25 protein-coding genes and 2 pseudogenes are annotated in these 24,231 nt (G+C 61.0%); 14 read left to right on the forward strand and 13 right to left on the reverse strand.

The genetic code is table 11. From position 1 onward, the window contains the following. Positions 1–539 precede the first annotated feature (539 nt). Together AC1RQK_RS26975 and AC1RQK_RS26980 are read right to left on the reverse strand one after the other, a co-directional pair. Positions 540–1,754 carry a FlhC family transcriptional regulator gene (locus AC1RQK_RS26975; RefSeq protein WP_492812167.1) on the reverse strand — a complete coding sequence of 405 codons (1,215 nt, stop codon included), beginning with the start codon at positions 1,752–1,754 and terminating at the stop codon, positions 540–542. 22 nt (positions 1,755–1,776) lie between these two features. Continuing rightward, the gene (locus AC1RQK_RS26980; protein WP_492812169.1) at positions 1,777–2,988 is read right to left on the reverse strand and encodes a hypothetical protein; all 1,212 of its coding nucleotides are present in this window, start codon (positions 2,986–2,988) and stop codon (positions 1,777–1,779) included. Positions 2,989–3,612: 624 nt separating this feature from the next. Here AC1RQK_RS26980 and AC1RQK_RS26985 point away from each other — a divergent pair. The 6 genes from AC1RQK_RS26985 to AC1RQK_RS27010 all read left to right on the forward strand — a co-directional run bounded on the left by AC1RQK_RS26985 (position 3,613) and on the right by AC1RQK_RS27010 (position 7,496). Next, positions 3,613–3,924, forward strand: coding sequence for a hypothetical protein (locus AC1RQK_RS26985; RefSeq protein ID WP_492812171.1), 312 nt, complete (start codon positions 3,613–3,615; stop codon positions 3,922–3,924). A 101-nt stretch (positions 3,925–4,025) separates the two neighbouring features. After that, positions 4,026–4,454, forward strand: coding sequence for a hypothetical protein (locus AC1RQK_RS26990; RefSeq protein WP_492812173.1), 429 nt, complete (start codon positions 4,026–4,028; stop codon positions 4,452–4,454). A gap of 10 nt (positions 4,455–4,464) precedes the next feature. Beyond that, the gene (locus AC1RQK_RS26995) at positions 4,465–5,217 is read left to right on the forward strand and encodes a hypothetical protein (RefSeq protein WP_492812175.1); all 753 of its coding nucleotides are present in this window, start codon (positions 4,465–4,467) and stop codon (positions 5,215–5,217) included. 18 nt (positions 5,218–5,235) lie between these two features. Further along, entirely contained in the window at positions 5,236–5,778 is a 543-nt protein-coding gene (locus AC1RQK_RS27000; RefSeq protein ID WP_492812177.1) for a single-stranded DNA-binding protein, read from the forward strand. 330 nt (positions 5,779–6,108) lie between these two features. Continuing rightward, the gene (locus AC1RQK_RS27005; RefSeq protein ID WP_492812179.1) at positions 6,109–7,182 is read left to right on the forward strand and encodes a primase-helicase zinc-binding domain-containing protein; all 1,074 of its coding nucleotides are present in this window, start codon (positions 6,109–6,111) and stop codon (positions 7,180–7,182) included. Positions 7,183–7,283: 101 nt separating this feature from the next. Beyond that, positions 7,284–7,496 carry a hypothetical protein gene (locus AC1RQK_RS27010; protein WP_492812181.1) on the forward strand — a complete coding sequence of 71 codons (213 nt, stop codon included), beginning with the start codon at positions 7,284–7,286 and terminating at the stop codon, positions 7,494–7,496. Between the two features lie 68 nt (positions 7,497–7,564). Here the strand turns inward: AC1RQK_RS27010 and AC1RQK_RS27015 are convergent, their stop codons facing one another. The 3 genes from AC1RQK_RS27015 to AC1RQK_RS27025 form a co-directional block, all read right to left on the reverse strand. Beyond that, the gene (locus AC1RQK_RS27015) at positions 7,565–7,696 is read right to left on the reverse strand and encodes a hypothetical protein (protein WP_492812183.1); all 132 of its coding nucleotides are present in this window, start codon (positions 7,694–7,696) and stop codon (positions 7,565–7,567) included. Positions 7,697–7,766: 70 nt separating this feature from the next. After that, positions 7,767–8,237, reverse strand: a complete 471-nt coding sequence (locus tag AC1RQK_RS27020) for a hypothetical protein (protein WP_492812185.1) — start codon at positions 8,235–8,237, stop codon at positions 7,767–7,769. 14 nt (positions 8,238–8,251) lie between these two features. Next, positions 8,252–9,253, reverse strand: coding sequence for a PRTRC system protein D (locus AC1RQK_RS27025; RefSeq protein ID WP_492812186.1), 1,002 nt, complete (start codon positions 9,251–9,253; stop codon positions 8,252–8,254). Positions 9,254–10,350: 1,097 nt separating this feature from the next. On the opposite strand from AC1RQK_RS27025, the gene AC1RQK_RS27030 reads away from it, so the two are divergent. After that, positions 10,351–11,544 (forward strand): integrase domain-containing protein, encoded by a 1,194-nt coding sequence (locus tag AC1RQK_RS27030; protein ID WP_492812188.1) that lies wholly within the window; start codon positions 10,351–10,353, stop codon positions 11,542–11,544. A gap of 86 nt (positions 11,545–11,630) precedes the next feature. Here the strand turns inward: AC1RQK_RS27030 and AC1RQK_RS27035 are convergent, their stop codons facing one another. From AC1RQK_RS27035 to AC1RQK_RS27050, 4 genes are read right to left on the reverse strand one after another with little or no spacing between them, the layout of a single operon-like run. Beyond that, on the reverse strand, positions 11,631–12,521 hold the full coding sequence (locus AC1RQK_RS27035) for a DNA/RNA non-specific endonuclease (RefSeq protein WP_492812190.1): 891 nt from the start codon (positions 12,519–12,521) through the stop codon (positions 11,631–11,633). Positions 12,522–12,572: 51 nt separating this feature from the next. After that, positions 12,573–13,142, reverse strand: coding sequence for a hypothetical protein (locus tag AC1RQK_RS27040; protein WP_492812192.1), 570 nt, complete (start codon positions 13,140–13,142; stop codon positions 12,573–12,575). Positions 13,143–13,179: 37 nt separating this feature from the next. Further along, on the reverse strand, positions 13,180–13,428 hold the full coding sequence (locus tag AC1RQK_RS27045) for a hypothetical protein (protein ID WP_492812194.1): 249 nt from the start codon (positions 13,426–13,428) through the stop codon (positions 13,180–13,182). Continuing rightward, positions 13,421–14,002 carry a DUF5131 family protein gene (locus AC1RQK_RS27050; protein ID WP_492812196.1) on the reverse strand — a complete coding sequence of 194 codons (582 nt, stop codon included), beginning with the start codon at positions 14,000–14,002 and terminating at the stop codon, positions 13,421–13,423. The genes AC1RQK_RS27045 and AC1RQK_RS27050 overlap by 8 nt, the downstream gene beginning before the upstream one ends. Before the next feature lie 33 nt (positions 14,003–14,035). On the opposite strand from AC1RQK_RS27050, the gene AC1RQK_RS27055 reads away from it, so the two are divergent. Beyond that, positions 14,036–14,314, forward strand: coding sequence for a hypothetical protein (locus tag AC1RQK_RS27055; RefSeq protein WP_492812197.1), 279 nt, complete (start codon positions 14,036–14,038; stop codon positions 14,312–14,314). Positions 14,315–14,356: 42 nt separating this feature from the next. Further along, a pseudogene (locus AC1RQK_RS27060) lies at positions 14,357–14,601 on the forward strand (IS5/IS1182 family transposase); the annotation flags it as partial. 311 nt (positions 14,602–14,912) lie between these two features. Here the strand turns inward: AC1RQK_RS27060 and AC1RQK_RS27065 are convergent. Continuing rightward, entirely contained in the window at positions 14,913–15,554 is a 642-nt protein-coding gene (locus AC1RQK_RS27065; protein WP_492812199.1) for a glutathione S-transferase N-terminal domain-containing protein, read from the reverse strand. Positions 15,555–15,702: 148 nt separating this feature from the next. Then, a complete protein-coding gene (locus AC1RQK_RS27070) occupies positions 15,703–16,371 on the reverse strand; it encodes a LysR substrate-binding domain-containing protein (RefSeq protein ID WP_492812201.1) in 669 nt (222 codons plus the stop codon). A 295-nt stretch (positions 16,372–16,666) separates the two neighbouring features. Between AC1RQK_RS27070 and AC1RQK_RS27075 the strand changes: the two genes are divergently transcribed. Beyond that, complete coding sequence (locus tag AC1RQK_RS27075) at positions 16,667–17,386, forward strand: SDR family oxidoreductase (RefSeq protein ID WP_492812203.1); 720 nt, start codon at positions 16,667–16,669, stop codon at positions 17,384–17,386. 116 nt (positions 17,387–17,502) lie between these two features. On the opposite strand, the gene AC1RQK_RS27080 is transcribed toward AC1RQK_RS27075, so the two are convergent. Beyond that, positions 17,503–18,807 carry an epoxide hydrolase family protein gene (locus tag AC1RQK_RS27080; protein WP_492812205.1) on the reverse strand — a complete coding sequence of 435 codons (1,305 nt, stop codon included), beginning with the start codon at positions 18,805–18,807 and terminating at the stop codon, positions 17,503–17,505. Positions 18,808–18,980: 173 nt separating this feature from the next. Then, positions 18,981–19,889: a LysR family transcriptional regulator gene (locus AC1RQK_RS27085; protein WP_492812207.1), complete on the reverse strand. Its 909-nt coding sequence runs from the start codon at positions 19,887–19,889 to the stop codon at positions 18,981–18,983. Positions 19,890–20,027: 138 nt separating this feature from the next. Between AC1RQK_RS27085 and AC1RQK_RS27090 the strand changes: the two genes are divergently transcribed. The 4 genes and pseudogenes from AC1RQK_RS27090 to AC1RQK_RS27105 all read left to right on the forward strand — a co-directional run bounded on the left by AC1RQK_RS27090 (position 20,028) and on the right by AC1RQK_RS27105 (position 24,221). Beyond that, on the forward strand, positions 20,028–20,693 hold the full coding sequence (locus tag AC1RQK_RS27090; RefSeq protein ID WP_492812209.1) for a gamma-glutamylcyclotransferase: 666 nt from the start codon (positions 20,028–20,030) through the stop codon (positions 20,691–20,693). 81 nt (positions 20,694–20,774) lie between these two features. Further along, complete coding sequence (locus AC1RQK_RS27095) at positions 20,775–21,749, forward strand: LysR family transcriptional regulator (protein ID WP_492812266.1); 975 nt, start codon at positions 20,775–20,777, stop codon at positions 21,747–21,749. 218 nt (positions 21,750–21,967) lie between these two features. Further along, a pseudogene (locus AC1RQK_RS27100) lies at positions 21,968–22,792 on the forward strand (alpha/beta hydrolase); the annotation flags it as partial. A 247-nt stretch (positions 22,793–23,039) separates the two neighbouring features. After that, positions 23,040–24,221 (forward strand): efflux RND transporter periplasmic adaptor subunit, encoded by a 1,182-nt coding sequence (locus tag AC1RQK_RS27105; protein ID WP_492812211.1) that lies wholly within the window; start codon positions 23,040–23,042, stop codon positions 24,219–24,221. Positions 24,222–24,231 lie beyond the last annotated feature (10 nt).

Genomic DNA, 24,231 nt, shown 5'->3' on the forward strand with positions numbered 1-24,231 from the left:
AGTGAAGCTGCAGGTGCACAGCGCGACATCTCGATGTATCGGCAGATGCGAGCGAGCCTGAACCCCCAAAACGAGGGGGGCCTTCACCCCATTTCGTGGGGGGCGGCTTCAGTTGGAGCGCTTTCCTCCGAGGGGCGGTTCAGCCGCTGTAGAGATGCGTGCGGCAACGGTTGCAGAGATGCGGCTTCTCGTTGGACAAGATGCCCTCACGGACCCAGAGCCTAATACTTCGAGATCCGCACTTGTTGCACGCCACGCCACGCCATGGCCAGCGGCGCAACCTGGATTTTCGGCGAGATACTTCCTGAGCGTCGGGGTCGCTCGGGCCACCACCACGCGGAGTATCACAATCGAGAGATACGGTACGAGGAATCCAATCGCGGCCCATAGCAAAATGTTCCGCTTCCATTTTCGAGCGAGAAGCGCCGTGAGCACGGCCGAAACGTACAAAACCAAATTCCAGTCTTGTGCCGCGCCAACATAAATAGTGGAGGACGTGCTCATCGAAAATCCTGACGATTATGGCAAAAGCGCCGATTCTAATGGAAAGTCAAAAATCTCGGCTCTGACCCCCACTTAGCGCGCCGCTTGCGTTTCGCGACGGTCTGATGGCTGAGGGAGGCAGAGCAGCTCGGGCACGCGAAGTTGTGAGACAGCTCGATCCGGGGGCCAGTGTTTGCGATCAGATATGGCGTGCTGCAAATCCGGCAAGGCGCCAGTTCGACTTCCGCGCTGGACGCCATCGCTCGGCAGATGTGGCAGGCGCGATCCGCGGTCAGCTTGAGATCAGATCCGAAGAGGCTCTGCATGATGTCGAAGGCCGCAATGAATGCGGCTGGGACGTTGGAGCCGGTGGCCAGGGCCATCCGATACAGCGAGACCATCATCGTTGCTTGTTGACGATAGGTTGGGGCCTCGAAATACCAATTCAGGGAGCTGGGTACCTTGCCGCTCGGTGACGAGACGCCGTGGATGTCCATGTAAAGGCGGCGGCTGGTCGTCAAGCTGATGGCGAGCAGGGAGCCGACAGTGGAAGCGCGGCAGTGCTGCCGAATCAGCATCTCGCTGTAGACCTTAGATTGGTATCGGTGCAGTCGCAGGTTGGACCATGAGTGCTTGTGCTCTAGGCGATCGGCCCGAATGGGCGTCGATGCCAAAAAGTAATGCGCCAGCGCTTCTGGGCTGATACGGTCCGATTGATACTCAGTCCAGAAGAGCTTGCTGGAGATCCGCCACCGGAAGATCGGAAACTCGACCTGGGCGATTCCGAGATCCAGCACGTGCTGGGGGACCTTGCGCAGGTGGTCGGCCAGTTCCTGGCTGATGCCGAGCAGGGGGGCGGCAAGGACGCCGGTATGAAGCAGCTCGACCAGCATCCACAGGTATTGCCGGTTGTTGTAGAACAACCGGATCTGATCCTGGCCGTTGAGCCTGGGGGTGTCCTTGCGCAGCTTGTCGATGGCCAGTGTGCTGGTGGTATGGTCGGTCAGGCTTTTCCAGTCGTTGACCTCCGTGAGCGTGGGTGTCACCACGAGGAAGGGTGTTCCCATCAGGTCCCGGTAGGCAGCCTCATTGGTGCGAATCGAGTCTAAGTTCTTCTTGCTGACACGCAGCGTCAGCTCAAAGTCCCGATGCGAACCGAGGGCTTCGGTCAAGAAGTCCGTCAAATAGTAGTTCGCGGATCGAATGCGATCCTGTGTCATGCGGGAAAGTTTCAGTCCGTTGAAGGTGTTGCTGCCCTGGCTAATGATCATTATATTTTCTCGACCCTATTATTTATTTAGAAATGTAGGCTTGCAAGTCGTTGCTCAAGCGGTTAGAGAAACTCGCTAGCACCTCAAACGTTGGCCGATACATGTCCTTCTTGTTTTCAAGTTGAACGGTGAGCTGCAGTGCAGAGAACGAGGAAATAAGGCGCTCAAAATTTGTTAGGAGCTGCGTCAACTCGTTATGTACGTCGCGACTCGACGCGAGTCTATTTTCGGCGTCGCGTACTTCAACTTCCAGTCGGGTGCGCTCTGCGAGAAGACTATCCATTTCGCGCTTCGCCGCCGACATGCGGTCGTTCATCGCGGTGAGGGCGTCTTCCAGGCTCGCATAGCCAGGCGGAATTATCTCAACCGTATCGGGTTGGGTACCTTGCTTACCCTTGGCGTTGGAGACTGCGACCGCTTCCTTCAGGCGCTGGTTTTCCTTCTCAGTCTCGTCAATAGCCATCTGTAGCCGGCTGAAGGCGGAATTGGCGCGCGAAAGATCGTTCTTGCTGGAGGAAAGGGCGGCTTCGGCTTCCTGCCGTTCACCTTTCAACTGCGTGATCTGCTCGCGTAACCGGCGAATCTCGAAGTCTTTCTCCGAGTGCTCCGATGCGCTGTCGGCTAGCTCGTTGGCGGCCAGTTCGAGCTTGTTTTGAACTTCTTGAATCTCAATATCTTTCGCACGAAGCCGTTCGATAAATGGGCGAATTTCGGATCGCTTCATTTTCGGGTTGTTCGCTTTCTCCTCTGCGAGAAGATCGATCTCTTCGGTTGTGATGTCGGACCGAATAAGAATCGCCATCTCTCCCTGGTTGAATGTCGAAAGAGCGCCGTTGTTGTTCAGAAACTTCCGGTACGACGACATGTAGATGCGGGCGCTGGCCTTCTTGAGGTCGAAAGCTCTCTCGGCGATCACGTAAAACAGTGAAAGGGCCTTATTGCGAGCGCCGCGATTATCACCGAGGGCCATAATCAGGTCTTCGGTCAAGGCATTGTCAATTAGCGAGAGCTGGCCGCCGATAGTGACGTGCTCCGTCTTGATGCGCTGTATCGACCCGCGTACTACGCGCGTGGCCTGGACAATCGCCTCAATCGTTTCATCGCTAATCTCGCCTCGCAACGTGTCTCGAAGTTCGTGCGCCACTCGATCGATCTCATTGGAGATAGGGAACTCGAAGGCCGGGGGCAACTGAGGCTGGTGCCTGGCAATCTCCTGACGGTTAGGTTTGGTCATCCGCGTTGTTTCTTCCGATTGTCGTTATTTGCGCAAAGGTGCGCGTAGTCCTTAGCCTAGCCCGAACTTTTTTTGTCAAGGGCGGCGTGTCGCGAGTGAAAGAGTACGAAAGCAGGGCGCGGTTGTGCGCGGTGAAAGCTCCGATCTTTTGCATCGCTTTTTCGGCTAGGCCAGAAAAGACGCCCAAGAACTAGCAGCTATCGGCATGAATGACTCTAATATTTAGGGGTTTACCCCTACGGTTGGGGGCCGACTCAAGTAGGATTTATATCTGTCGTAAAAGAAGAGGTGCCCGTTATGCGTTAATCATGATTGACACTATTCCCTGAAAAGATCGCACAAATATGCGAGCTTTCTCCCGAATAGTCGGACCCCACAAGATGTAGAGTGAAGGCACATCAGCGTCCTAGACGCATCGACTTCGCAGGGGTTCCACGCCCTTGCCCTCTGGATGCCGGCATCACCGGTTTCCGATATCCCCGCCACGCCTCGGCGTGCTTGCGTGATGCCTTGGCATGACGCAAGCGCTTTGTCGTTTGAAGGATTCCTTGCTCTTCCGAGCATCGAACTTTTCCTGGCCGTCGCCAGGACATCCACTGCAATCTGTTTTCTGGAGAGAAAACCATGGAATCCTTCTTCGTTCGCGCCATCAAGTCGCCAATCCGTTTGTTCATCTACGTCATGGTTCTTTACCTGGCATCGCATAGCGCGCTTGTCGCGTTCTTCGTGGTGATTGTTGTCGTGTCGATGGTCTATCACTCGGTGGCAGGCACGGCGAGCAAAGCGACCCCTGCCGCTCCTGACGTTGTGGTACCGCGCCATATATCGTCGCAGGCAAGCCCGCCTGTTGACGAAGATCGCAGCATCACGCCGCAGTATGCGAAGTCTGCTGTGATCACACCCTTCCCGCGCTCGGGAATGAGCAGTCGTTCCTAAGCCATACCTGCCCTCGTCAAGAGGGTGGGCCCCTCACCTGTTCCGGGAACCCGCTACCCGCCGACAGGTGGTCCATCGGGTGCTCGCATGGAGAACCCAAAATGGAAGCCAATCTCATCGGCTGGCAACTCGATATCTTTGGTGGCGAGTCAGCTGTCGTTGCTCCCGCCAAGAACCCCGACCCCCTTCCTGACCCTCACACCTGGAATGAAGACGTGCGCGAGAAGATGGTCGACGCGCTGATCGGCCTCGCGTGTGACAGTCGCCGCGGGGACAACATGCCGGAGTCCCTGCTCGACTGCGCAGAGATGCTCCGTGCTCGCATGACCAACCGTGCCGTCGACCATGAGGATTACGCCATGACGCTTGGGTGGATCTTCGAGATGTGGGACGGCGCGATTCCATACCGCTATGTCTGCGTCGTCAACGCAATAGACCCCGAGACGATGCAGGACGTGATTCTCAACAATCCCCGGCTGGCACGGGACCTCGACGAGGTTCGGCTGCTGTCGCGAGGCACGCTGGTATGAGGTGACGAATATGCGATTCCTCAGAACCATGTTGGACGCCTTGTTGGGCACTTCGCCACCCCCTGCTACGAAGGATGTTCGTGTCGGCATTGGCGCGTCGAATGAGGCGCAGTTGGCAATCGATGGCATCCCCCACCTGTTCCGCAAGGAAGCCTCTGGCGTCGCGCATTTTGTTGCGACCTTCGAGCGCGTGGTCGGCACTACTGAATTCGGTCAGAAGCTGCTGCCTTCGGTGGTTCCCTACTGGAAGCTGGTATCGGTGAGCCAGGGCCTCTCGCTTGGCGAAGCCGTTGAGCTTGCTGTAAGGGCAGGCAAGGTGCCGGAGGTTGCTTCACCGCATGCTTCCTCGCGTACAGGCCAGGAGGGAAGCCCTGCGGCGAGGACGGAGCCGACGCCTGCGCGGCCGGCGACACCGACTGTGAGAGCTGAGTCTGGCGCCGGCGATGCAAGGTACGCCGAGGCGGGGGGAACGCTCAAAAGTTGGGGCTTGGCCACCTATCCGGATCGCAAGAAGCCTGGTCGATCCTACGAATCGTTCACGGTGTGGCTGGAGACCCCTTCAGGGGAGCGCAGTCTTCACGGTGAAGGGCTCAAAGACGCGCTGGCGGAAGCCGGCTGCAAGGTGGGTGACTCCGTTCGCATCAAGCGATTGCGAAAGGTCAAAGTGCAGGCGTTCCGCGCCAGCGGCGACCCGAAGCTCGACGCCATGGGCAATCAGATCTTTTGGGACAAATGGCTCTGGTCTGTGTCCCGCATTCATTAACACTTCAAAGGAGGGCCAATGGCCTCTATCAACAAAGTCATTCTTGTCGGCAACCTTGGAGCGGATCCCGAGACCCGCTATCTGCCCAGTGGTGACGCCGTGACCAACATTCGCCTGGCCACGACCGATCGCTACAAGGACAAGACCAGCGGTGAGATGAAGGAATCGACCGAGTGGCATCGCATTGCATTCTTCGGCAAGTTGGCCGAGATCGCAGGGGAGTACCTGAAGAAGGGCTCCCAGGTCTATATCGAGGGCCGCATCCGCACTCGCAAGTGGACCGACCAGGCGGGCGCGGAGAAGTACAGCACGGAGATCGTGGCTGAACAGATGCAGATGCTGGGGTCGCGCCAGAGCAATAGCGGAGGCCTAGACGACTCGTATGGTGGCGGTGAGAGCCGGAATAGCGGTTACGGTGCGCGCAATGGTGGGACCCCTGCAGGCGGTGCTAACGCCGGCGCAGGCGGTCGAGGGCAACAAGCCAGCGGTGCTCGCCGACAGCAATCTGCTCCTGCTCCGTCCAATGGTTTTGAGGACATGGACGACGACATACCGTTCTAGCGGTTTGCTAAGCCGTGTGCGGGAAAACTGCAAGCACGGTTTGACGAGAGGCCGCTGGGGAGATGATTTCAAACCAGAGGCCTACTCTACAAAAGTGCTTTTAGACGGCACATTAAGTAAGCTGATTTGGCTTTCTGTCCCACGAATACTGGCTTACGCCGGCATTCGTGGCGCATCTCTACGGCACGCAGAAGCGTGCTCTCGTCTGTCTGTTCCCAGTGGTAGCTCGTCATGCTGAAGACACGACCTGGTCACCCGGGTCGTGCCTTGAGCAAGCGTTCCTCCGCCTGTCTCAGGCATCGACCCATCCTCCCATCTGGAGAAATCACAATGAAATTGCGAGACATCATCGCGAATTGGACTCCCGCACAGTGGGAGGCCTTGTTGCTGCAGTACCAGCTGCCAGCCAGCTGCTTGACCGGCAATCCTGGTCCTTGCCCTATCTGTGGTGGCACCGATCGCTTCACGTACGACAATAAGTCGGGCCGAGGTGATTGGGTCTGCCGCAAGTGCAAGGATGGCAGCCCGATGGCGGGCGATGGGCTTCAGCTCATTTGCCGGTTCACTGGCATGTCTTTCATCCAGTTGGCCCTTGAGATCGAGGGGGAGCGCATGCCTGCACCGGTGGCGCAACGCGATTGCGCACGGCCCGCTGTTGCACCTCGTCGTCGGCTGGACCCCGCGAAGGCCGCGGCTCGTCTAGATCGGATCTGGGGAGGCGCGCAGCCCTTGCGCCCAGGCGATCGTGCCATGTCCTACTTGAGCCAACGTGTCCGAGGGTTGGATGCGGCACCGTCTACGGCAATTCGTCTGGCGCAGTTGGAGTACTGGTACGGCGGGAAGGTGCTCGATACCTACTGGGCGCTTGTGTGTCGCTTCACCTTACCGGATAGCCGCATGGCTACCTTGCATCGGACCTATCTGGATGCCGAGAAGCCAAGCAAAGCCACAATCGTTTGCCCTGCCGGCGAGATCCTGAATAGCAAGCGCAACGAGGTTAGCGCGCTCCCCCTAGCGGGCGGGGCGGCGCGGTTGATGGCGCCGGTCGATGGTGTGATAGGCGTCGCTGAGGGGCTGGAAACGGCCTACGGCGCCTACATGTTGCATGGGGTGCCGGTCTGGTCTTGCCTAAATCGTGTGTTGCTGAGCCAGTTCGTCGTTCCACCAGGGCTTGGTATCCACACGGTTCACATCTTTGCGGACTTCGACCAGATCGACGCAAAGACTGGGAAGTCTCCTGGCATGGCCGATGCGTTGAGGTTGCAAAGCCGGCTCCGCGCGGAGGGTTTCACGGTGGTGCTGCATCGGCCGCTGGTTCGCGGAACCGATTTTTGCGACCAATGGGCTACGGCCTATAGCCTGCGCGGGATCGCTGCACGCGCGCCGGGACTGGTCATCTCGTAGTTTTTCAAGCCGCGCACGTAGGTGCGCTTTTTCCAACACTGCCCTGTGGGTTCGCCCGTGGGGCGAATCCGTCTGCGGGCAGCTCTCTGAGAGAGGTCGATATGCAGAAGGGTTTCACTGTTTTTGTTGGCCACCTGGCCATTCGTGCTATGCGCACCACGGCGGACGGCGACGTACAGGCCGCCAGCCAGTCGGAGGCGCAGAGCTTCCATGTCTACCGCCGCGGACCCAACCGTGCGGAACAGTTCCAGCGCACGGAGGAGAGCTTCGACGCTGCATTTGCCTACTGTGTGCAGCCTACAGCGGTGCACTAAACACGACGACCATGACGACAAAGCCCGGCAAATCTGCCGGGCTTTTGTCGTTTCTAGGATCGGGCGAATTATCCGCGCGTGCGGGCGAGCCACGCCTTTCCCAGCATGAGGGCGCATTCGTAGAGTGCCCACGCCGCGCCGGCCGCAGCCCAGAGGCGTCCCATCCTGTTGTAGTCGAGCGATGCGAGGTAGTCGAACATTTGGCCTCCGAAGAGTAGCGGTGATGGTTTCAGTCTATCGTCCAGCGGTACGTGTCAAGGCGCAAGCTGGCTAGAAGAACCGATTCATCGCGTTGTTGAGATCGAGGAGCGCGGTCGCGGGTAGTCCGGCCTCCGCCTCTGCTTGCTCCGCTCCGGCAGGTAGGCCGACGGTCGGACCATTGTGATCTGCTGCAACGACCTCCGATATGCTGGCCGGCGTTGGTGCCGGCGTTGGAGCTGGCAAGGGCGCGAGGGGCGGCGTGGAGGGGATGGCGACGTGCTCGAAGCTCTCCTGTGCGGGCTTGGGAGTGCTAGGCGCTCGCGTGGCCTGGGCATGGGTGGGGCGAACGCTCGGCGCCGAAGCCTCGAGCAATCCGGAGGGTGGCAATCGCAGGCCCATGCGTTGGGCCGCCAGTCCAATCTCCGCCAGACGCCGGAGCGCACGGGCGCGATGGCGAGCGCTCTCGATCGCGGTGAGATGGTCAATCAGATCCGGATTGTCGAACTCCGTGAACGTCAACTTGATCGTTAGCTTGTCCATCGCGACCGTCCCATTCAAGCTGCAGCGCGTGCCTGACGCGATGCCCCGATTTCGTAGAAGCCGTTGACGTTGCCAAAGCACGGAGACTTGAGCACTTCGATACGGGTGCGCGGGAACGCAGCCCGGATCGCCGGAAAGTAAAGGGAGCCACCACCACCGGTGAGCACGATCGAGCGAATGTCCTCGGTCCGACCAACACGGGTCTGCATTTCCTTTACCGCGGTTTGGCACACCGCGCGTCCTTGTTCCAGCAGCGGCTGGAGCGCAATCTCCTTGTCGTAGAAGAGAAACGGCTTGCTCTCGCGCAGTGCCTTGTCAATCCGCTCGATGCTCGTGACGGTTTCGCCTTCCTGCTCGGAGATCATCGCGGCGATCTGCTGGTAGATACGGGCTGCACCGCCAGGCACGCCGCCACTGCGGCGGTCGTCCATCGTGAAGCCACGGGCCACAACCCAATCGGTGGTGAAGTAGCCAACATCAATCACCAGGTGAGAGTTCTCGCTGTCGTAGGCGCTACCGCTTTGGCGCATGAACGTGACGAGGGAGCCCAGGGGCTGGGGCAGTCCCACCACGTTATGCACGACGACCTGCCCATGGCCGAAGTCGTGCCGGCCGCAGAAGCGTTCCTTGAGGTAGGCGGCATATTTCTGGACGGTGTGAACCGGGAGGCCCAGCATCAGTTGCGTGATCTCGGTTGCGCCAGTGTAGTGGAGCGCGCCGCCCAGCAGCGCAGCGTATTCGGGCGTGGTCACGAAGTCCTCGGACAGTGTGCGGCCGGTGTTGCCATAGGCCGTGCTGATTGAGACGTCAGGGCCGACCTCATAATGGCTGCCCTCGACCGTGACGTTGACGATGTCGCGGGCCTTGAAGAAGCCGCCGCCGTTCCCAGTCAGCGTGTTCGCAGATGCCGGCGGCGCGAGGGAGGGGAACATACGGTGTACCGTCTCGGCGCCCATGCCATAAGCGAATTTCGTGTTTCCATAGCCAACGTCGACCGCGACCGTACCAAGTTTCATTTTTTGCTCCAATTGTGTGATGAGAGTCGTCGGCTGGAAGGGCCCGCGTGCGCATAGGGCGCTGGGCTTTCCGGGTGGCGTATCGGGTCCGTAAAGTGCCCCCAATGTGCCCTTGAGCGGTATGGACTGAGCCGGTGCCGTATGCGGGCCATGATGGTCCCGCAAACTGCCCCTAATCTGCCCCGAAAGTGCCCTTGCTGCCGACCCTTTGAATCTACCTGCCCTGAAGCGTTGTCAAGGGCGCGAGATCTTCGAAATGGCGCGCTCTTTCCCGGTTGCGATGTCCAGCGCCATCCCTTATTCTCTGTCCCACACCCAGCGCCCCCGACGCATCGACCTCGCCGCCACTTGCGCGGCACCCCTCAGCAGCTGCGCGAACACGTGCGGATCGCTTCTATGTTCATGCCGGACAATGCACCGGCATTTTTTTCAATCAAATCAAGTGGCCAGTGTTGGACAGTGAGGACACCGGACACCGCGATAACAAGCCGATCAGCGGGCTACTTGTGAAAGTAGACCAGAGTAAGGACGAGTCCGAAGCCGGACACCGGACAGTGTTCGGGCCTTTCCTACATGACACGCACCCTTTCAGCCGGATGGCTGGGCACGGATCACGAAGCTCGACACACTGCGGTGGAGATGATCTGGCTTTGGGGTGGGGAGTAATACGTGCAGGCCATGACGGTCTGTCCTACGTGCTCCTGAAGATGACGACCCGGTAGGCGCAGCCGGCACCAGAAATGCGCAACAGGAATCGGCCCCCATAGGTTTAAGGGTGGCGTCGGGCAGGGCATGAACCCTGGTCGTCGCCAACCGGCATCGAACGATGCGACGGGGGAGGTCGGCCGCGGGCGCCAGGCAGCTAGCCTGAGCGCACTGTGGACAGTCGGATGGCATTGCTTCCATGCATCTGGCTGATCGGTTGCTATCGCTAAAGGATGGGAAGTGGGACCAGGTTGAGGGGGGACTCAGCAAACGCGGTGGTGGTGCGCCGCGAGGAAGGTTGGATGTGGCGTTCGGGGCGCCGCACCAAGATGGCTCGCAACGGTGCGAGTTGGCGTTGCTCGTCTATCGCGGGCACACAGAGCAGAGACGGCATGCTTCGTACAATTCAGCTTCGGCCACTACTGGCGGCCTATTCTCTTCCCGAGCGGTTCAAATCCGGGTTCGCAGTACTGGCGGGCGAGAACCTGCATCGCGCCCACAGTGAGACCCGGGTCAGCGGGCGCGGGTTGTCGCAGACCACCCAGCGCCAGCGCGCGCAAATTCTGCTGAGCATGGCCGTGGAGCTGCACGATGGCGGCTTCGGGTTGACCTCTCCCTACAGCCTGCGGCAGAAGCACATCCGATGGCTGGTGCGCCGGTGGGTGCTGGAGCGCGGGATGGCGGTCGGCTCGGTCGAGCTACGGCTATCCCACCTGCGCGCGCTGTGTGCGTGGATGGGAAAGGCAGGATTGGTCGGGAAGCTGGATGACTATGTGGATCGGCCGGAGGGCTATCAGCGCAGCTACGTGGCGCAGTCGGACCGGTCCTGGACTGGCAACGCGGTACGGGCGACGGAGCTGATCGAGAAGATCACCCAGACAGATCGCTATGTCGGCCTTCAGCTCCGTATCGAGGCGGGGTTCGGGCTGCGCGCGCAGGAAAGCTGGCGGCTGCGCCCGCGGATGGACTTGCTGCCTAGCGGGCAGCTGTTCGTGCGGGAGGGGACGAAGGGCGGCCGGCCCCGGCATGTCCCGATCGAGTTCGATTGGCAGTATGACCTTCTAGTCGAGGCGGCGCAGGTTGCAGCCCAGGTGAACCCGGGCCGCGAATCGATGATACCGGCGCAGTACAACCAGAAGCAGTGGCGTCGACGGTTCTACGCGGTGCTGGAGAAGCATGGGGTGACGAAGAAAGGCGAGGGCGTGACGGCGCACGGTCTGCGGCACCAATATCTTCAAGAGATGTACGAGCGCATCGCTGGGCAGCAGGCCGCGGTCAAGGGAGGCCGGAAGGTCCTAGACCCGGCCGCGCACCGGGACGCGATGGAGCGGGTAGTGAGCGCGGCTGGACATAGCCGGGCCAGCAAGGCGAACGCCTACCTATCGAGCTTCCAGACGATGTCGACGCTGGGAAAGCCCGCAGTCACCTTAGAGCAGGTGCGGGGGGCGGTGCTGGCGGCGGCCGGAAACAAAGCGAGCGCCGCGAAGGCGCTCCGGATCTCGCGTGCAAAGCTGTATCGGGTCTTGGGGACCGAAGGCTCACAGGCGCTACTTGCCAAAGCACCAGGAGAGGTAGGCGAACAGTAAGACCAAGGCTGTTGCGTCGATGATGCGCCCACGGTAGCGGTGGAGCAGGCGGGAGATGGATAGGATCGAGTGCATGGGTAGTCGGATTAGAAATGGAGGGCGGCCACAGCCATGACGAATCGCGCGGCGGGCGAGTCTTGAAAGCGCGTAGCCTCGGCCTCGCTGGAGGACTCAGCCTTTGTGAGCGCGCCAAGGGGTGCGAGGCGACCAGTCTTCTCGCCCGGGTGCGGGGTCGGTGGCGGCAGGTTGATGGCGTTCTGCCGCGCAGAACGGGAGAGCGCCGGGAACGGATCGACGCCGGCGAATCGGGCGAGTTCTTCGATGCTGACGACCGAGTACAGCAGCTTGCCATCATTGCGCGCAATATAGGCTGCAGCGCCGGCATTCGGGATAGCGATCGCCTTCCAAAGATAGCGGGGCACTGCCACCCGGTCTCGCAGGCGCAGCGGCGCGGGGCCGTAGACGGCGCCGGTCACGACGTAGACCACGCCATGCTGGCGGGCCAGGCGCCTGGTGGAGGTCTCGATGTGGCTCCACAGGCGACGGTTACTTGCCGGGTCTTGCGGCACCACATTGGCAAGGCTGAAGCTCTCGGCCTGCCCGGCCTTATCGGCGAAGTCTCCCGAGGGCGCGAGGTGGCCCCGATCGTAGCCGGAGCGTGCGAAGTCGGCCAATGCGGCGCGGCCGGACGGGGGGAGACGTGGTTCTTCGTAGAAGTCGCTGTCGCGGGCCAGCTGACGTGCCGACATCACAGCATCCCCCGTGAGCCGTTCTGCGGACCAATGCGGCGCGCGAAGCGTCGTGTTCGACAGCACGGCGTAGCTACTGAGGCAGAGCTGCTGTGTGCGTCCCTGTGCAGTGACCACGCTGGGCGGAGTGGAATTGAGGAAGAGCTTTCCGCATGCGGCGGAGCCGTCGGCGTATGCGAAGCCCGCTGCGGTTGAGATCAGGCCGGCGAACAGGAAGTGGCGAAGCATGGTTTCTCTTGGGAGTGATCGTGCTTCTATCTTGCCGTGCGCCCGCCGATGTCAAGGCGCCGCTGCCGGCAACTGATCGACTGCGTTTGCAACCAGGTCCTCAATCAGCCCGAACCCCTCCCGGTCTTCATCCATGAGTTCCGCAACCGTCGCTTCGAATGGATCGATCCGGATCCAGGGCTTGCCATCGATGCGGATCAGCCTGGCACGGCGAACGAGCTTTCGGTACCGTCCTGCATCTTCGAGCACGGGCGCGACAGGCAAGAGCGTCTGAAGGCGCGTCTCCGGCTGCGCCAGGTGTGCGGCCATGGCAGCGAAGATTGGGCCCTGTATGGCCCAGTCCCCATTGTTTGCGGCAAGCAGGTTCAGGAAATAGGGGAGGTCGGAAGTGGTCAGCTCCTGTCGCGCCAGCGCCGCAATCTTGTGCTTGTCGGTGGGGCGATGGTCCGCCCGCGTGTTCCAAATGGCCTGCAGGCGGGCAAAGACGGCGTCCCGGCCCTCATCCATCGCGCAAGGGGGCGTCGAGATCCCGCACTCGGCGCAGGTAACGACGGCTTCCAGGCGGCCGGCGAGAAAAAGCGCCTCACCTTCACAGTGGGCGCAGGGTATGAGTCCGTCCATGGCGAACATCCGGGTGGAAACCCGGGATTATGCCGCTTCAAGGAATGGTCGCGGACATTAGGTAGCTGTAGGACTTCTCCAGCACCTCCTGGGCGGCCTTGCGCTGGAAGCCGGAGACAACTTGGGCGTCCTGGGCCGCAGCTTGCCCAACCAGCCAGAATTCGTTTAGCCAGTGGCCGGCCGGCCACTGAGGGCCACCCCGCATGCCCAGTTGAATGGCACCGCGGATAGCCAGAATGGTCGCGATGCTTGCCTCGTCGGTAAAGTCGTTTGAGTTGCTATTCATTGCTGCTGCGATCGGTGGTCGAATGTTGCCGTCGGCATTGCTCGGCCATTTGTTGTCGAAAGGTTGGAAACCCGTCATGCAGTTGGCCATCGAGGTGCCGCCCGGCTACTGTTCTCCCAACCATTTTCATGAGCGCGGCGGCTGAGCGGCACTCGGTCGGCGTGTCGATTGCATAGACCATCCGGCCAGGCGCTGTCGGCACCTCATTCAGAGGCAGCCATTCTCCGTGTTGCTTAAACAGGAACGGAACGCCGGCTTCACGGCATTGGTCACGGAGGTCGCGGGGCCAAATGGGATGCATCGGCCGTGCGTTGGGGCCGTTCTCTCCGCCGACGACGACCCAGTTGACCTGTTCGGAGCCCACGTGCCGCGGCGGTTGGGTCTCAAAGGGATCGCTACGCAACCAGATAGGATTCAGCGAGATCCTGCTGAGAAGCGGCTCGACGCTGAGCCAATGGATCGCCGCAGGCACGCTCAACAGCTTTGGCACGTCGCGATCGGCCTCGGTCTGGTTGCAGACGGTGGCGCCGAGCCACACATTGCGCCAGCCGGCGCCCCAATCCGGGGGCAGCATCGACGGGGCATTGCCAATGCGCTTCGATAGGCAATGCCCACGCCCTGGACCGCAAAGCAGATGCACGCCTCCAGATTGTTGAAGACCGTCGACGTGGGCAGTGGGCTTCTCTTCATCGCGCAGCAGGTAATACTACTAGACTGCTGCAGCGGCAGCACCCTTAACGATGGCCCGCTTGGCGTCGAGCCAAGCATGAGCTTCCGCCATTTGGTGTCCCTGCTGTTTGCGCCACCGGTGGCAATGGCCTCGTATGCGCTGTCTTTCGACCTTTGCTGGATCTTTGGCCCATCCTTCAGTGCGAAGGAATACTGAAATTTGCGCGGCGAGAAGGCTCAGGATAGGCCGAAGTCTGGCGGCGCACGGTGGCGCGACGAGGCCATCGACGGCATTGCGCGGCAGGGGCGAGGGGAATGGAAGAAGGTCTGCGGCAACCACCCCGCTCGCTGGTGGAGAACCTGATGTACCGGCTCAAGACGTTCACGGGCAATCGCCTGTGGGCGCGTGGCATCGGCTCTCAAGCAACAGAAGTGGCGATCCGCGTAGGTGTACTTAACCGCATGGCGGCTCTCGCACGCCCGCATTCCGTCCGCATCGCTTGAATTTCGGATCACACGGCGGTCCTAGCGCCGGGCGGCTCGTGCTCAGCCGACGTGTGACATGAGTGTATACGGTAGCGGATGCAGCATTTTTTGGTGGACGCCATCCGCATGCAGTTCCACTCGCAATACCGTTTTGTACCCGCATTGACCGGGAGCCCGACGCAGTGGCGATTGTTCATGCCTTTGAGGATACGCACGAACGTCGCTTCGCACGTGGCCGACCTCCGCTCGTCGCCTTCGTTTATACGCAGGCCACGTTTGGAGGGCGGCGATAGTTCCGGGCCGCACCTGAAATCCCGGCGTTAAGGGACTTAGGCAGCCTTCGCAGCCTCATGGATGTTGACCATCTCGGTTTCGTCCTTGATTGCTTTCAGTGCAGAGGGCCGGGCATTGATGCGTGCGATGTATGCCATCAGATTTTTCAGGTGGCCAATTTGCGCGCCGGAACGCTCGTGCCACATCGTCGCCCAAACATAAGCATCGGCGACCGTGAACTGTTCACCGGTCAGGTAAGCGCGGCCGTCTGCAAGGCGTTCATCAAGCACGGTGTAGGCGCTGACGAGTTTGTTCCGAGTCCACTCCGCGCCCGCTTCCGTCTGCAGCTTGCGCATTAGCGGGATGTGCTTCTGTGCGATTTCCGTTGCGATGAACGTGAGCAGTTGATCGAGCTTCACGCGCTCAAGCGTGCCATGCGCCGGGATCAGCCCGGCTTCCGGGTGCTGGTCTGCAAGGTACGACGCGATGATGGTCGTTTCGGTTAGCAGATCCTTCTGGTCGTTCTCGAGGGCAAGGACCGGCACGTATGCGAGGGGATTCACTTCCAGGAAATTGTCGCCGTTAGACGTGGTCTTGCCGAACACATCGTAATGAACCAGTTCCGGGTTCAGGCCCAGTTCGTTGGCAATGAGTTGGGCTGCAAGGGAGCAGGTGGCTTGGGCGATGTAGAGTTTCATGATTGGGTCCTTGGGGGTCTCGTAAGCGTTGCGCTTCGAACCACCAGGTCCGTCGCGCCAACTGACCCAACTCTAGTGATCGCCCGGAATAAGATAAACAGGCCAAAGTGACCTGCTGTGTCTCCGCGTTGGAGACAATCCAAAAACCTCAGGGTTGTGGCGTGTCCGGCGTGTGAGTTGTCCCCTTGGTCATCATCGTGCTCACGAACTTGGTAAACTTCTGCAGCTCCGGACGCGCAGCCGAGCTCTCCGCCCATACCAGCCGGAAAGTGTGCCGGCTCCGGGTGTAGGGTTCCAGGACAGCCTCCAGCTTTCCAGCCTGGAGCGCGTCCTGCACTGAGAACTCCGACATGCAGGTCAACCCCAACCCCTCAAGCGCGAAATGCAGCCGCGCTTCATTGCTATTGCAGACGACCCGTGGCGCGAGTTGCGGCGGCTGTTCACCCTCCTCGAGGAGCAGTGGCCACTGCATAAGCTGGCCATTGTGCGGCATTCGGTACTGAACGATTGCGTGGTTGGCCAAATCGCTTGGGCGCTGGGGCCGACCATGCCGCGCGAGGTAGTCGGGCGCCCCCACGATGAACAACCGGAAGCTGCCGAGCTCGCATGAGGCGAGGCTTTCGTCCTCGACGTTCCCTGTACGGATGACCACGTCATAGCCCTCTTCGACGAGTTTGACCTTGCGATTGTCGCAGTCGATATCAAGTTTGATGTCCGGATTCTGAATCTGGAATGCAGTCAGTGCCGGCAGAAACTGCACGCTGACGAGCGGGATGCTGATGCGGAGTCGCGAGCGCGGCGTTTGAGTAATGTCCATGATTCCCTTCCACTGACGAAGCCACCGAAACGATATCACGAGCCTTGGGACCCCAGTCGGCGGTTTCCTAGGCCCACGATGACTGAGTGTCGCCTTGAGGGAGACAGATTGTATCCGCGCCGGGGATTTATCCCAGCGAAGGGGATCGGTATGTTCGTAGCTGCCCGATTCAGGGGCCCGAGTTCGCCTGCTCCATTGTTTTGGTGACCTCGCGGGCCAGGGCTTAGTCCATACGAGCCGGAACAACTTCTGGCTGCCGTCTATCAGTCTCCTCGAGACGCTTTTAATCGGAACCATGTTGACTCAATCATTTGCAGGTAAAACCATTCTTATCGCTGGCGGCAGCTCGGGCATGGGCCTGGCGCTCGCCCGGAAGGCCGTTGCGCTGGGCGCGATTGTTCATGTCATCGGCCGCTCGCAAGAGAAACTCGACGCCGCACGCCTAGGTATTGGCGACATCGTGACGCATCGCGCTGATATCGGGGTCGAAGCCGATGTGGAAGCCTTGGCAGTGAACATCCCCCACGTCGACCACCTCGTATGCACCGCGGCGGACCTGGCCTTCAGGCCCTTCGCCGGTACTTCGAACGAGGATATCGAGCGGATGCTCGGCGGCAAGTTCTGGGGCCCGATCTACCTGGTGCGCCACCTTACGAAGCGCCTTGCGAAGGATGGGTCGGTGACGTTCTTCAGTGGAGCGGCAGCCTACAAGGCGATTCCAGGCGCAAGCATTGTTGCGGCGCTGAATGCCAGCCTCGAAGGCCTGGCGCGCACCCTGGCGCTCGAGCTCGCCCCCATTCGCGTCAACGTCATTTCTCCTGGCGTCGTTGACAGCCCGGTTTGGGACTTCCTTCCTGGCGACGCACGTTCCGATACGCTTGGCGCAATCGGCACCGCCTTGCCGCGCGGACGTGTTGGCACCGTTGATGAGCTTGCCGATGCAGGACTATTTGCGATCAGCAATGGCTTTATGACCGGTTCGGTTCTGCATATCGATGGCGGCAACAACGCCTGAAAGCGGGTCGCAATAATGAAGATGGGGCTGGCTGTCAGGCCAAACTCATGTTCACCTTGGTCAGCCACTATTGCTTCGGTGGCTGGCCAGGATTGCGGTAACAAGCTCTCGTAGTGCTACGCGGTATACTTGCGCGCAAACGCCTTCCGCAGTTCATCGACGAAGATCGTCGGTTGCTCGAATGCTGCGAAATGACCGCCGCGTGGTGCGCGATTCCAGTAGTAAAGGTTGCTATAGGTTTGCTCTGCCCAGTGCTTCGGCGGCGTGATGATTTCACCAGGGAACACCGTCACTGCAACCGGCAACGTCAGTGGCACCGAGTTGAAGGTCAGGTCGAAGTTTTCGGTGTACATCCGTGCCGACGATGCGCCGCTGTTGGTCACCCAGTAGAACATGATGTCGTCGAGCATCTGGTCATAGCTCAGCACCGATTCCGGATTGCCGTTGCTGTCCGACCATGCTGCAAGCTTCTCGTAAATCCAGGCGGCCTGCCCGCTCGGCGAATCGGCCAGGGCATAGCCGATGGTTTGCGGACGCGTCACCTGAAGGCGATGGTAATCCGAGCCGTTGTTGGCAAAGCGGATGCACTGTTCAATCGTGATCTTCTCTTCCGGCGTCGGATCGGACGGTAGGGTGGCGGGGACCACGAACGGGAGGTTGACGTGAATGGCTGCCAGTCCGGGGAGCTGCTGGCGGCCCATTTCGGTCGTCACCACACTGCCCCAATCGCCGCCTTGTGCCACATAGCGCTTGTAGCCCAGTCGCTGCATCAGTTTCCCCCAGGCTTTTGCAATGCGCTGGCGGCCCCAACCCTTGGCAGTCGGCTTGTCGCTGAAGCCATAGCCGGGCAGCGATGGCAGCACCAGGTGGAATGCGTCAGTTGCCTGGCCGCCGTGGGCAGTCGGATTGACAAGTGGTTCGATGGTCTCGAGGAACTCGACGATAGAGCCAGGCCAGCCGTGCGTCATGATGAGCGGCGTGGCGTTCTCGTGCTTCGAACGGATGTGAAGGAAATGGATGCCCAGTCCATCGATTTCTGTCTTGAACTGCGGATAGCCATTCAGACGAGTCTCTACGCGGCGCCAGTCATAGCGGGCGCGCCAGTATTCGACGAGCGCTTGAACCTTGGCCAACTGGGCCCCCTGTTCGTCCGTGCCCGCGGTCTCACGCTCTGGCCAGCGGGTCGTGTCCAGGCGACGTTTGAGGTCATCGAGGTCAGCTTGTGGCACCGCAATGCGGAAGGGAACGATGGCGGCAGAGGGAGTGCCTTTGGGCGCTGATGCAGCGAATGCGTCGATCGCCGGGATTGCTGCGGCACCGATAGCTGCAGCGACCTGGAGTACGCGGCGACGCGCCGGGTCAATCTGTTCCTGACCGGCATTATCGGCGCTTGATTGCTGAGAGTCTGCTTGGTTTGACATGAGTGTTGTCGCTAATGCGATGGTGAATCGCGATGTTCTCCCGGCACACCAATGTGTCTGGGGATAGCGCAATCTACCGACACGGCTCACGTTGATAAACCGCCTGGCAGGCGACTCTCTTTTGCCAGAGCGAGAACAATCGACCTAGGGCCCCGAGCCGCAGGTCGACGAAGCTAGTCTTTCCGCTGCAAATACGCCACGATCTGATTCAACACGGCGCGCGTCTTCGCGGGCATTTTCAGGCCCAGCGGAATCATGGCGTGCACGGGAGGCCCGGGCACGTCAGAGTCGGGAAGGACGTGGACCAATCGCCCGGCATCGACATGTGGCTGGGCGACGCGGTCGTGGATTTGCGTGATGCCAAAACCTTGCACTGCTGCTTCAACGAGTGCGTGACCATCGGCCAGCGCGAGCACGGGATTGAGCGACAGCTCCTTGATATGCGGGCCGTCTGCCACCTTCCACGGCCGCAGACGGCCGGTGGGTCCGCGAAACACGATGGCATCGTGACCAGGCAGGTCGGCGGGGGAGCGGATTTCGGCGCGCTGCTTTAGATAGTCGGGCGAGGCGTAGAGCCCCAGGCGCAGATCGCACAGCTTTCGGACAGTCATCTCGCCGTCGTTCGGCAGGTCGCCGATGCGCACGACGATATCCCAGCCTTCGGAGACGGGGTCGGACATACGGTCGCTGAGTGCAAGCTCGAACGTGAGGCGGGGGTGTCGTTGCCGGAGCTCGGCCAGCGCGGGAAACAGAAGGCGGCCGAAGCCGGCAGGCAGATCGAGCCGCACCTTGCCGATGGGCTCCGCGCGTCGGGCCGCCAATGCCTGGCCAGCCTCGCGCAGTCCCTCGAGCGCAGTCTCCGACGCCATCAGGTACGTCTCGCCGTCTTCGGTGAGCCGGACAGCGCGGGTGGTGCGCTGGAACAGGCGGGTCCCCAGCGCGGCTTCGAGTCGCTGAACCGACTTGCCGACGTTGGACTTGCTTGTTCCCAATCCCTCGGCCGCGCGCGTGAAGCTGCTGCTTCGGGCTACGGCGACGAAGGCCTCGATATCCGCAACGGAAGCATCTATGCGATCAGACATTGTTTCCTACCCGGAGACAAACTGTCGCAGTTTAGCATGTTTATCAATTGAATTCCGACACCAATAATGCTGCCATATCCGCGACATCGCGACATCGATTCGCGGCCCCCTCGGCCAAATGTGGCCAAGAGAGAGAGCATGTACACCAGAGAGTCTATTCATTCAGGGGCCTGGCTGGGGAGCTTGGGCCTTCCCAAGGCCCTTATCTGGACCCAAGTCCAAATCGACGCATCGCTCGCCGCCACGATGCGCAGCAGGCCTCCCGGCGAGGACATCTGGGTCTTCGCCTACGGGTCCTTGATGTGGAACCCATTGCTCAACTTCGATAAGCGCGAGGTGGCGACCCTTCAAGGCTGGCGCCGCAGCTTTTGCATCCGGATGGTGGCGGGACGAGGGTCGTCAGAAGTGCCAGGAAGAATGTTGGCCCTCGAACGAGGAGGGGCCACGCAAGGGGTAGCGCTCCGGCTGGCTGGGGCACATCTCGAAGACGACCTCCGAGTCCTATGGGTGCGCGAAATGATAGCGGGCTCTTACGTGCCGACCTGGGCCTCGCTTGAACTGGCCGATGGTTCCCAAGTGACCGGCATCGTGTTCGTCGCCAATACAACCGGCATCCAGTACGAGCGCGACGCCAGCGTGGAAAGCATCGCGACAATCGTCGCCGACGCCAAGGGGGCCTTTGGGTCCAACGCCGAATATGTTCACAAGCTGGACCGTGCGCTGTCCGATTGCGGGCTGAGGGATGAATACATCGCCGACCTCGCCAATGTGCTCCGACAAAAATCGAACGCAACGGCACCGTAGAGGTCTTTCGCCACCGCCATCTCACATCAGAAACACAAGTCGCGTTGCACTGGCAGCGGCACATTGCTCATCATCGAGATCATGGACAAGCTTCAAGCAATGCAGGTGTTCACCCGGGTCGTCGAGACCAGCAGCTTCACGCGTGCCGCCGAACTGATGGACCTGCCAAAGGGTTCGGTGACGCGCGTGATTAAGGAGTTGGAGGCGTATCTCGATGCGCGACTGTTGAACAGGACCACACGAAGCCTGAGCGTAACATCCGCCGGTGCGGCGTACTACGAGCAATGTGCGCGCATCCTTGCCGAGATTGATGAGGCAGAAGCCTCCTTCACCGATGCACCGCGCGCGCCGAAGGGCAAGCTGCGTGTCGACATGGCGAGTTCCATCGGCCGCTTGATCGTAGTGCCCGCCCTCGACGAATTCCGAGCCAAGTATCCGGACATCGAGCTGACGCTGGGCATTGGCGACCGGCTGGTGGATTTGGTCCAGGAAGGAATTGACTGCACCTTGCGCATCGGCAATCTCGACGATTCCACCCTCGTGGCGCGGCGCGTCGGAGTGTTCCGATTGCTGACCGCCGCCAGCCCTGGCTACATCCGCGAGTTTGGGGCGCCGAAGTCACCACACGTCCTGGAAAGGCATAGAGCGGTGAACTACTTTTCGAGTCGCACCGGCCGCATGATCAACATGAACTTCCAGATGGCCGGCGAATCGATGAACGTCAAAGTGACTTCGATGCTTGCCGCAAACGACGGGGATGCGCATCTCCAGTGCGGGCTCAAGGGGTTCGGCCTCATCCAGGTTCCGCGCATCCTGGCGCAGCCGCACCTCGATAGCGGAGAGTTGGTCGAAGTATTGTCGGAATGGAGCCCCGCGCCCCTTCCTATCTCCGCAGTGTTCCCACAAAGCCGGCATCTCTCGCCACAGGTACGCGCCTTCGTGAACTGGGTCGCGGAGATATTCGAGCGCTGTACGCTCCTTCGAAATTCTGCTTCAGGCTTCGAGGCAAATAGTCCCGTCAAGCAAGGCAGCGAGAACTCTGGCCGCGGCTCCTGAGCGGCGCTCCGAAGCATAGAAGGGCGATGCGCTCGCGCCAGGTTGGCGCCTGCATTGTTCACGAAACATGAAAAGTCATCCATCCCAGCGGCTAATTATCTTCGTGCGCGCTCGCAGTACAGTTCGGCGCGGTGCACGTATGGCGAACCATGCATCGGGGTGACCGAGTCGTCTGACTCGCGTAAGACCCATCAGGTCCTCGCAGCAGATGTGAACAGACTGGCGTAGCAATGCATTCGAATCTCGAGACACAGGAAATTTCCATCTTCGGGCATGCGCAGGACATTACGTTGCGCTCCTATCGACCGAAGTCTGAGAAGGCAACAGTGCCGATATTGGTCTACTGCCACGGGGGTGGATTCGTCGGGGGTGACCTCGGCGAGGCCGACTACCAGGCATCGGTACTGGCAGAGCAGGTTCGGGCCTGGGTTGTTTCGGTCGGCTACTCGCTAGCCCCCGCGCATCCGTTCCCCGCAGCGCCGGAGGATGTCTACCTGGCATTGCAGTGGGCAGTCGAACATGCGCGGCAGTTCAAGGCCGACAGCCATCGCATCGCCGTGGCCGGACACGACGCGGGGGCAAGCATCGCCACTGGTGTTGCGGCCATGGCTCGAGACCGCGGCGTGATTAGCCTGGCGGCTCAAGTTTTGATTGCGCCGTTGCTAGACCCCAGCATGACGCGACTGGTGCACGGGCCGGCGGGCTCCGGGCCGGAGGCGGACCCGCTCAACCGTGCGCGCCAATACAAGGCGTATCTGCCGGGGATGGCGCAGTGCGTGCACCCGTACGCCGCTCCGCTGGATTCCCGCCGGTTGGCCGGCCTGCCGCCGACGCTCATCGTCAGTGCAGAGCACGATGGGGCGAAGAGCGAAGGAGAGCAATACGCGGGGCGGCTGATCGTGGCTGGCGTGCCGACAGAAGCACGTCGGTACTCAGGCGTTCGCCACGCCGAACTACCCGGCAATCCGGCGGCCCTCAACGAAGTCGCAGGCTTCCTGCGGCGGCATCTGGCAACGAGACTCGACCCAGCATCGACCCGATGAGCCCTGCGGCGCACGTACGGTAACTGCCTGGCTATACAAAAAACGCGCCCAGGCCCCCTCTTTCACATTGTCTCCATGCTCGACACAAAGTGACCAAAAAACGGGTCTTTATCAGCGGCATTGCGCGGTCAATACTGGTTCCCAAGCTTAGAGCCACACCCGCGAGACGCACCGAATGGATGGAGCTCCTGGACCGCAGTACCCGATTTGCTTTGAAACGACTTAAGACGGAAAAGGATTCTGAATCATGATTACCAATCGCAAGAAACTCTCGATGGCAGCAGGCATTCTGCTTGTCGTGGGTGTGACGGGCCTGGCGCTCACCCACGGCAGTGACGGTCCCGTAGCGAGCGCCACGGCTGCGTCGCCTGCGCCTGCCGCGCCCACCATTGACGTCGACGCGGCCACCGTGATCAGCCAATCCATCGTGGAATGGCAGGATTACTCAGGCCGGCTCGAGGCCATCGACAAGGTCGAGATACGTCCGCTGGTGCCTGGCAAGATCGTGGCAGTCCAGTTCAAGGACGGCCAACTCGTCAAGAAGGGCGATTCGCTGTTCACCATCGACCCGCGCCCCTATCAGGCCGAAGTCGACCGCGCCGCCGCGCAATTGGCCGCCGCCGAAGCGCGCGCGAGCTACACCACGAGCGACGCGGCGCGTGCCGACCGCCTGATCGAAAGCAATGCTATCGCGCGCCGCGACTTCGATGAGAAGCACAACGCCGCGCGTGAAGCGTCGGCTAGCGTCAAGGCCGCCCGTGCGGCACTGGAAGCCGCCAAAGTGAACCTCTCGTATACCGATGTCGTGGCGCCGGTGGCGGGCCGCGTGTCGCGCGCCGAGCTCACCGTCGGCAACATCGTGTCCGTCGGTGCCGGTGCACCGCTGCTGACCACCCTGGTATCGGTGTCGCCGATCTACGCCTCGTTCGATGCCGACGAGCAGACCTACCTGCGCTCGCTGCGTCGTGGCGCCAATTCACCGATGCCGGTCGAACTGGGCCTGGCCGACGAAACGGGTTACTCGCGCAAGGGCGTCATCGTCTCGGTCGACAACCATCTCGACACCACGTCCGGAACCATCCGTGTGCGGGCCCGCATCGACAACGCCGACGGCGCGCTGGTGCCGGGCCTCTACGCCCGCGTCAAGGTAGGCGGCGGCCAGGCCCACCCTGCGGTGATGGTCGACGACGCCGCCATCGGTACCGACCAGGCCAAGAAATACGTACTCGTGGTCGATGCCAACAGTCGCGTGCAATACCGTGAAGTCACGCTCGGCGCGCTCCATGACGGACTGCGTATCGTGGCAAGCGGCCTCAAGCCAGGAGAGCGCATCGTCGTCAACGGCATCCAGCGCGTGCGCCCCAACGACACCGTCAAGGCGCGCAGCGTCGACATGGTGAGCGCAGGCAAGGCCAAGTCGGCCGCCTGATACCGGTCAA

This window comes from Cupriavidus sp. GW822-FHT02D05, from assembly GCF_058802485.1.

Excerpts from the sequence above, each read along its gene's own strand:
- AC1RQK_RS26975 (WP_492812167.1), bottom strand. The coding sequence starts at position 1,754 with ATGATCATTAGCCAGGGCAGCAACACCTTCAACGGACTGAAACTTTCC.
- AC1RQK_RS26980 (WP_492812169.1), bottom strand. The coding sequence starts at position 2,988 with ATGACCAAACCTAACCGTCAGGAGATTGCCAGGCACCAGCCTCAGTTG.
- AC1RQK_RS26985 (WP_492812171.1), top strand. The coding sequence starts at position 3,613 with ATGGAATCCTTCTTCGTTCGCGCCATCAAGTCGCCAATCCGTTTGTTC.
- AC1RQK_RS26990 (WP_492812173.1), top strand. The coding sequence starts at position 4,026 with ATGGAAGCCAATCTCATCGGCTGGCAACTCGATATCTTTGGTGGCGAG.
- AC1RQK_RS26995 (WP_492812175.1), top strand. The coding sequence starts at position 4,465 with ATGCGATTCCTCAGAACCATGTTGGACGCCTTGTTGGGCACTTCGCCA.
- AC1RQK_RS27000 (WP_492812177.1), top strand. The coding sequence starts at position 5,236 with ATGGCCTCTATCAACAAAGTCATTCTTGTCGGCAACCTTGGAGCGGAT.
- AC1RQK_RS27005 (WP_492812179.1), top strand. The coding sequence starts at position 6,109 with ATGAAATTGCGAGACATCATCGCGAATTGGACTCCCGCACAGTGGGAG.
- AC1RQK_RS27010 (WP_492812181.1), top strand. The coding sequence starts at position 7,284 with ATGCAGAAGGGTTTCACTGTTTTTGTTGGCCACCTGGCCATTCGTGCT.
- AC1RQK_RS27015 (WP_492812183.1), bottom strand. The coding sequence starts at position 7,696 with ATGTTCGACTACCTCGCATCGCTCGACTACAACAGGATGGGACGCCTC.
- AC1RQK_RS27020 (WP_492812185.1), bottom strand. The coding sequence starts at position 8,237 with ATGGACAAGCTAACGATCAAGTTGACGTTCACGGAGTTCGACAATCCG.
- AC1RQK_RS27025 (WP_492812186.1), bottom strand. The coding sequence starts at position 9,253 with ATGAAACTTGGTACGGTCGCGGTCGACGTTGGCTATGGAAACACGAAA.
- AC1RQK_RS27030 (WP_492812188.1), top strand. The coding sequence starts at position 10,351 with ATGCTTCGTACAATTCAGCTTCGGCCACTACTGGCGGCCTATTCTCTT.
- AC1RQK_RS27035 (WP_492812190.1), bottom strand. The coding sequence starts at position 12,521 with ATGCTTCGCCACTTCCTGTTCGCCGGCCTGATCTCAACCGCAGCGGGC.
- AC1RQK_RS27040 (WP_492812192.1), bottom strand. The coding sequence starts at position 13,142 with ATGGACGGACTCATACCCTGCGCCCACTGTGAAGGTGAGGCGCTTTTT.
- AC1RQK_RS27045 (WP_492812194.1), bottom strand. The coding sequence starts at position 13,428 with ATGAATAGCAACTCAAACGACTTTACCGACGAGGCAAGCATCGCGACC.
- AC1RQK_RS27050 (WP_492812196.1), bottom strand. The coding sequence starts at position 14,002 with ATGCTGCCCCCGGATTGGGGCGCCGGCTGGCGCAATGTGTGGCTCGGC.
- AC1RQK_RS27055 (WP_492812197.1), top strand. The coding sequence starts at position 14,036 with ATGCCCACGCCCTGGACCGCAAAGCAGATGCACGCCTCCAGATTGTTG.
- AC1RQK_RS27065 (WP_492812199.1), bottom strand. The coding sequence starts at position 15,554 with ATGAAACTCTACATCGCCCAAGCCACCTGCTCCCTTGCAGCCCAACTC.
- AC1RQK_RS27070 (WP_492812201.1), bottom strand. The coding sequence starts at position 16,371 with ATGGACATTACTCAAACGCCGCGCTCGCGACTCCGCATCAGCATCCCG.
- AC1RQK_RS27075 (WP_492812203.1), top strand. The coding sequence starts at position 16,667 with ATGTTGACTCAATCATTTGCAGGTAAAACCATTCTTATCGCTGGCGGC.
- AC1RQK_RS27080 (WP_492812205.1), bottom strand. The coding sequence starts at position 18,807 with ATGTCAAACCAAGCAGACTCTCAGCAATCAAGCGCCGATAATGCCGGT.
- AC1RQK_RS27085 (WP_492812207.1), bottom strand. The coding sequence starts at position 19,889 with ATGTCTGATCGCATAGATGCTTCCGTTGCGGATATCGAGGCCTTCGTC.
- AC1RQK_RS27090 (WP_492812209.1), top strand. The coding sequence starts at position 20,028 with ATGTACACCAGAGAGTCTATTCATTCAGGGGCCTGGCTGGGGAGCTTG.
- AC1RQK_RS27095 (WP_492812266.1), top strand. The coding sequence starts at position 20,775 with ATGGACAAGCTTCAAGCAATGCAGGTGTTCACCCGGGTCGTCGAGACC.
- AC1RQK_RS27105 (WP_492812211.1), top strand. The coding sequence starts at position 23,040 with ATGATTACCAATCGCAAGAAACTCTCGATGGCAGCAGGCATTCTGCTT.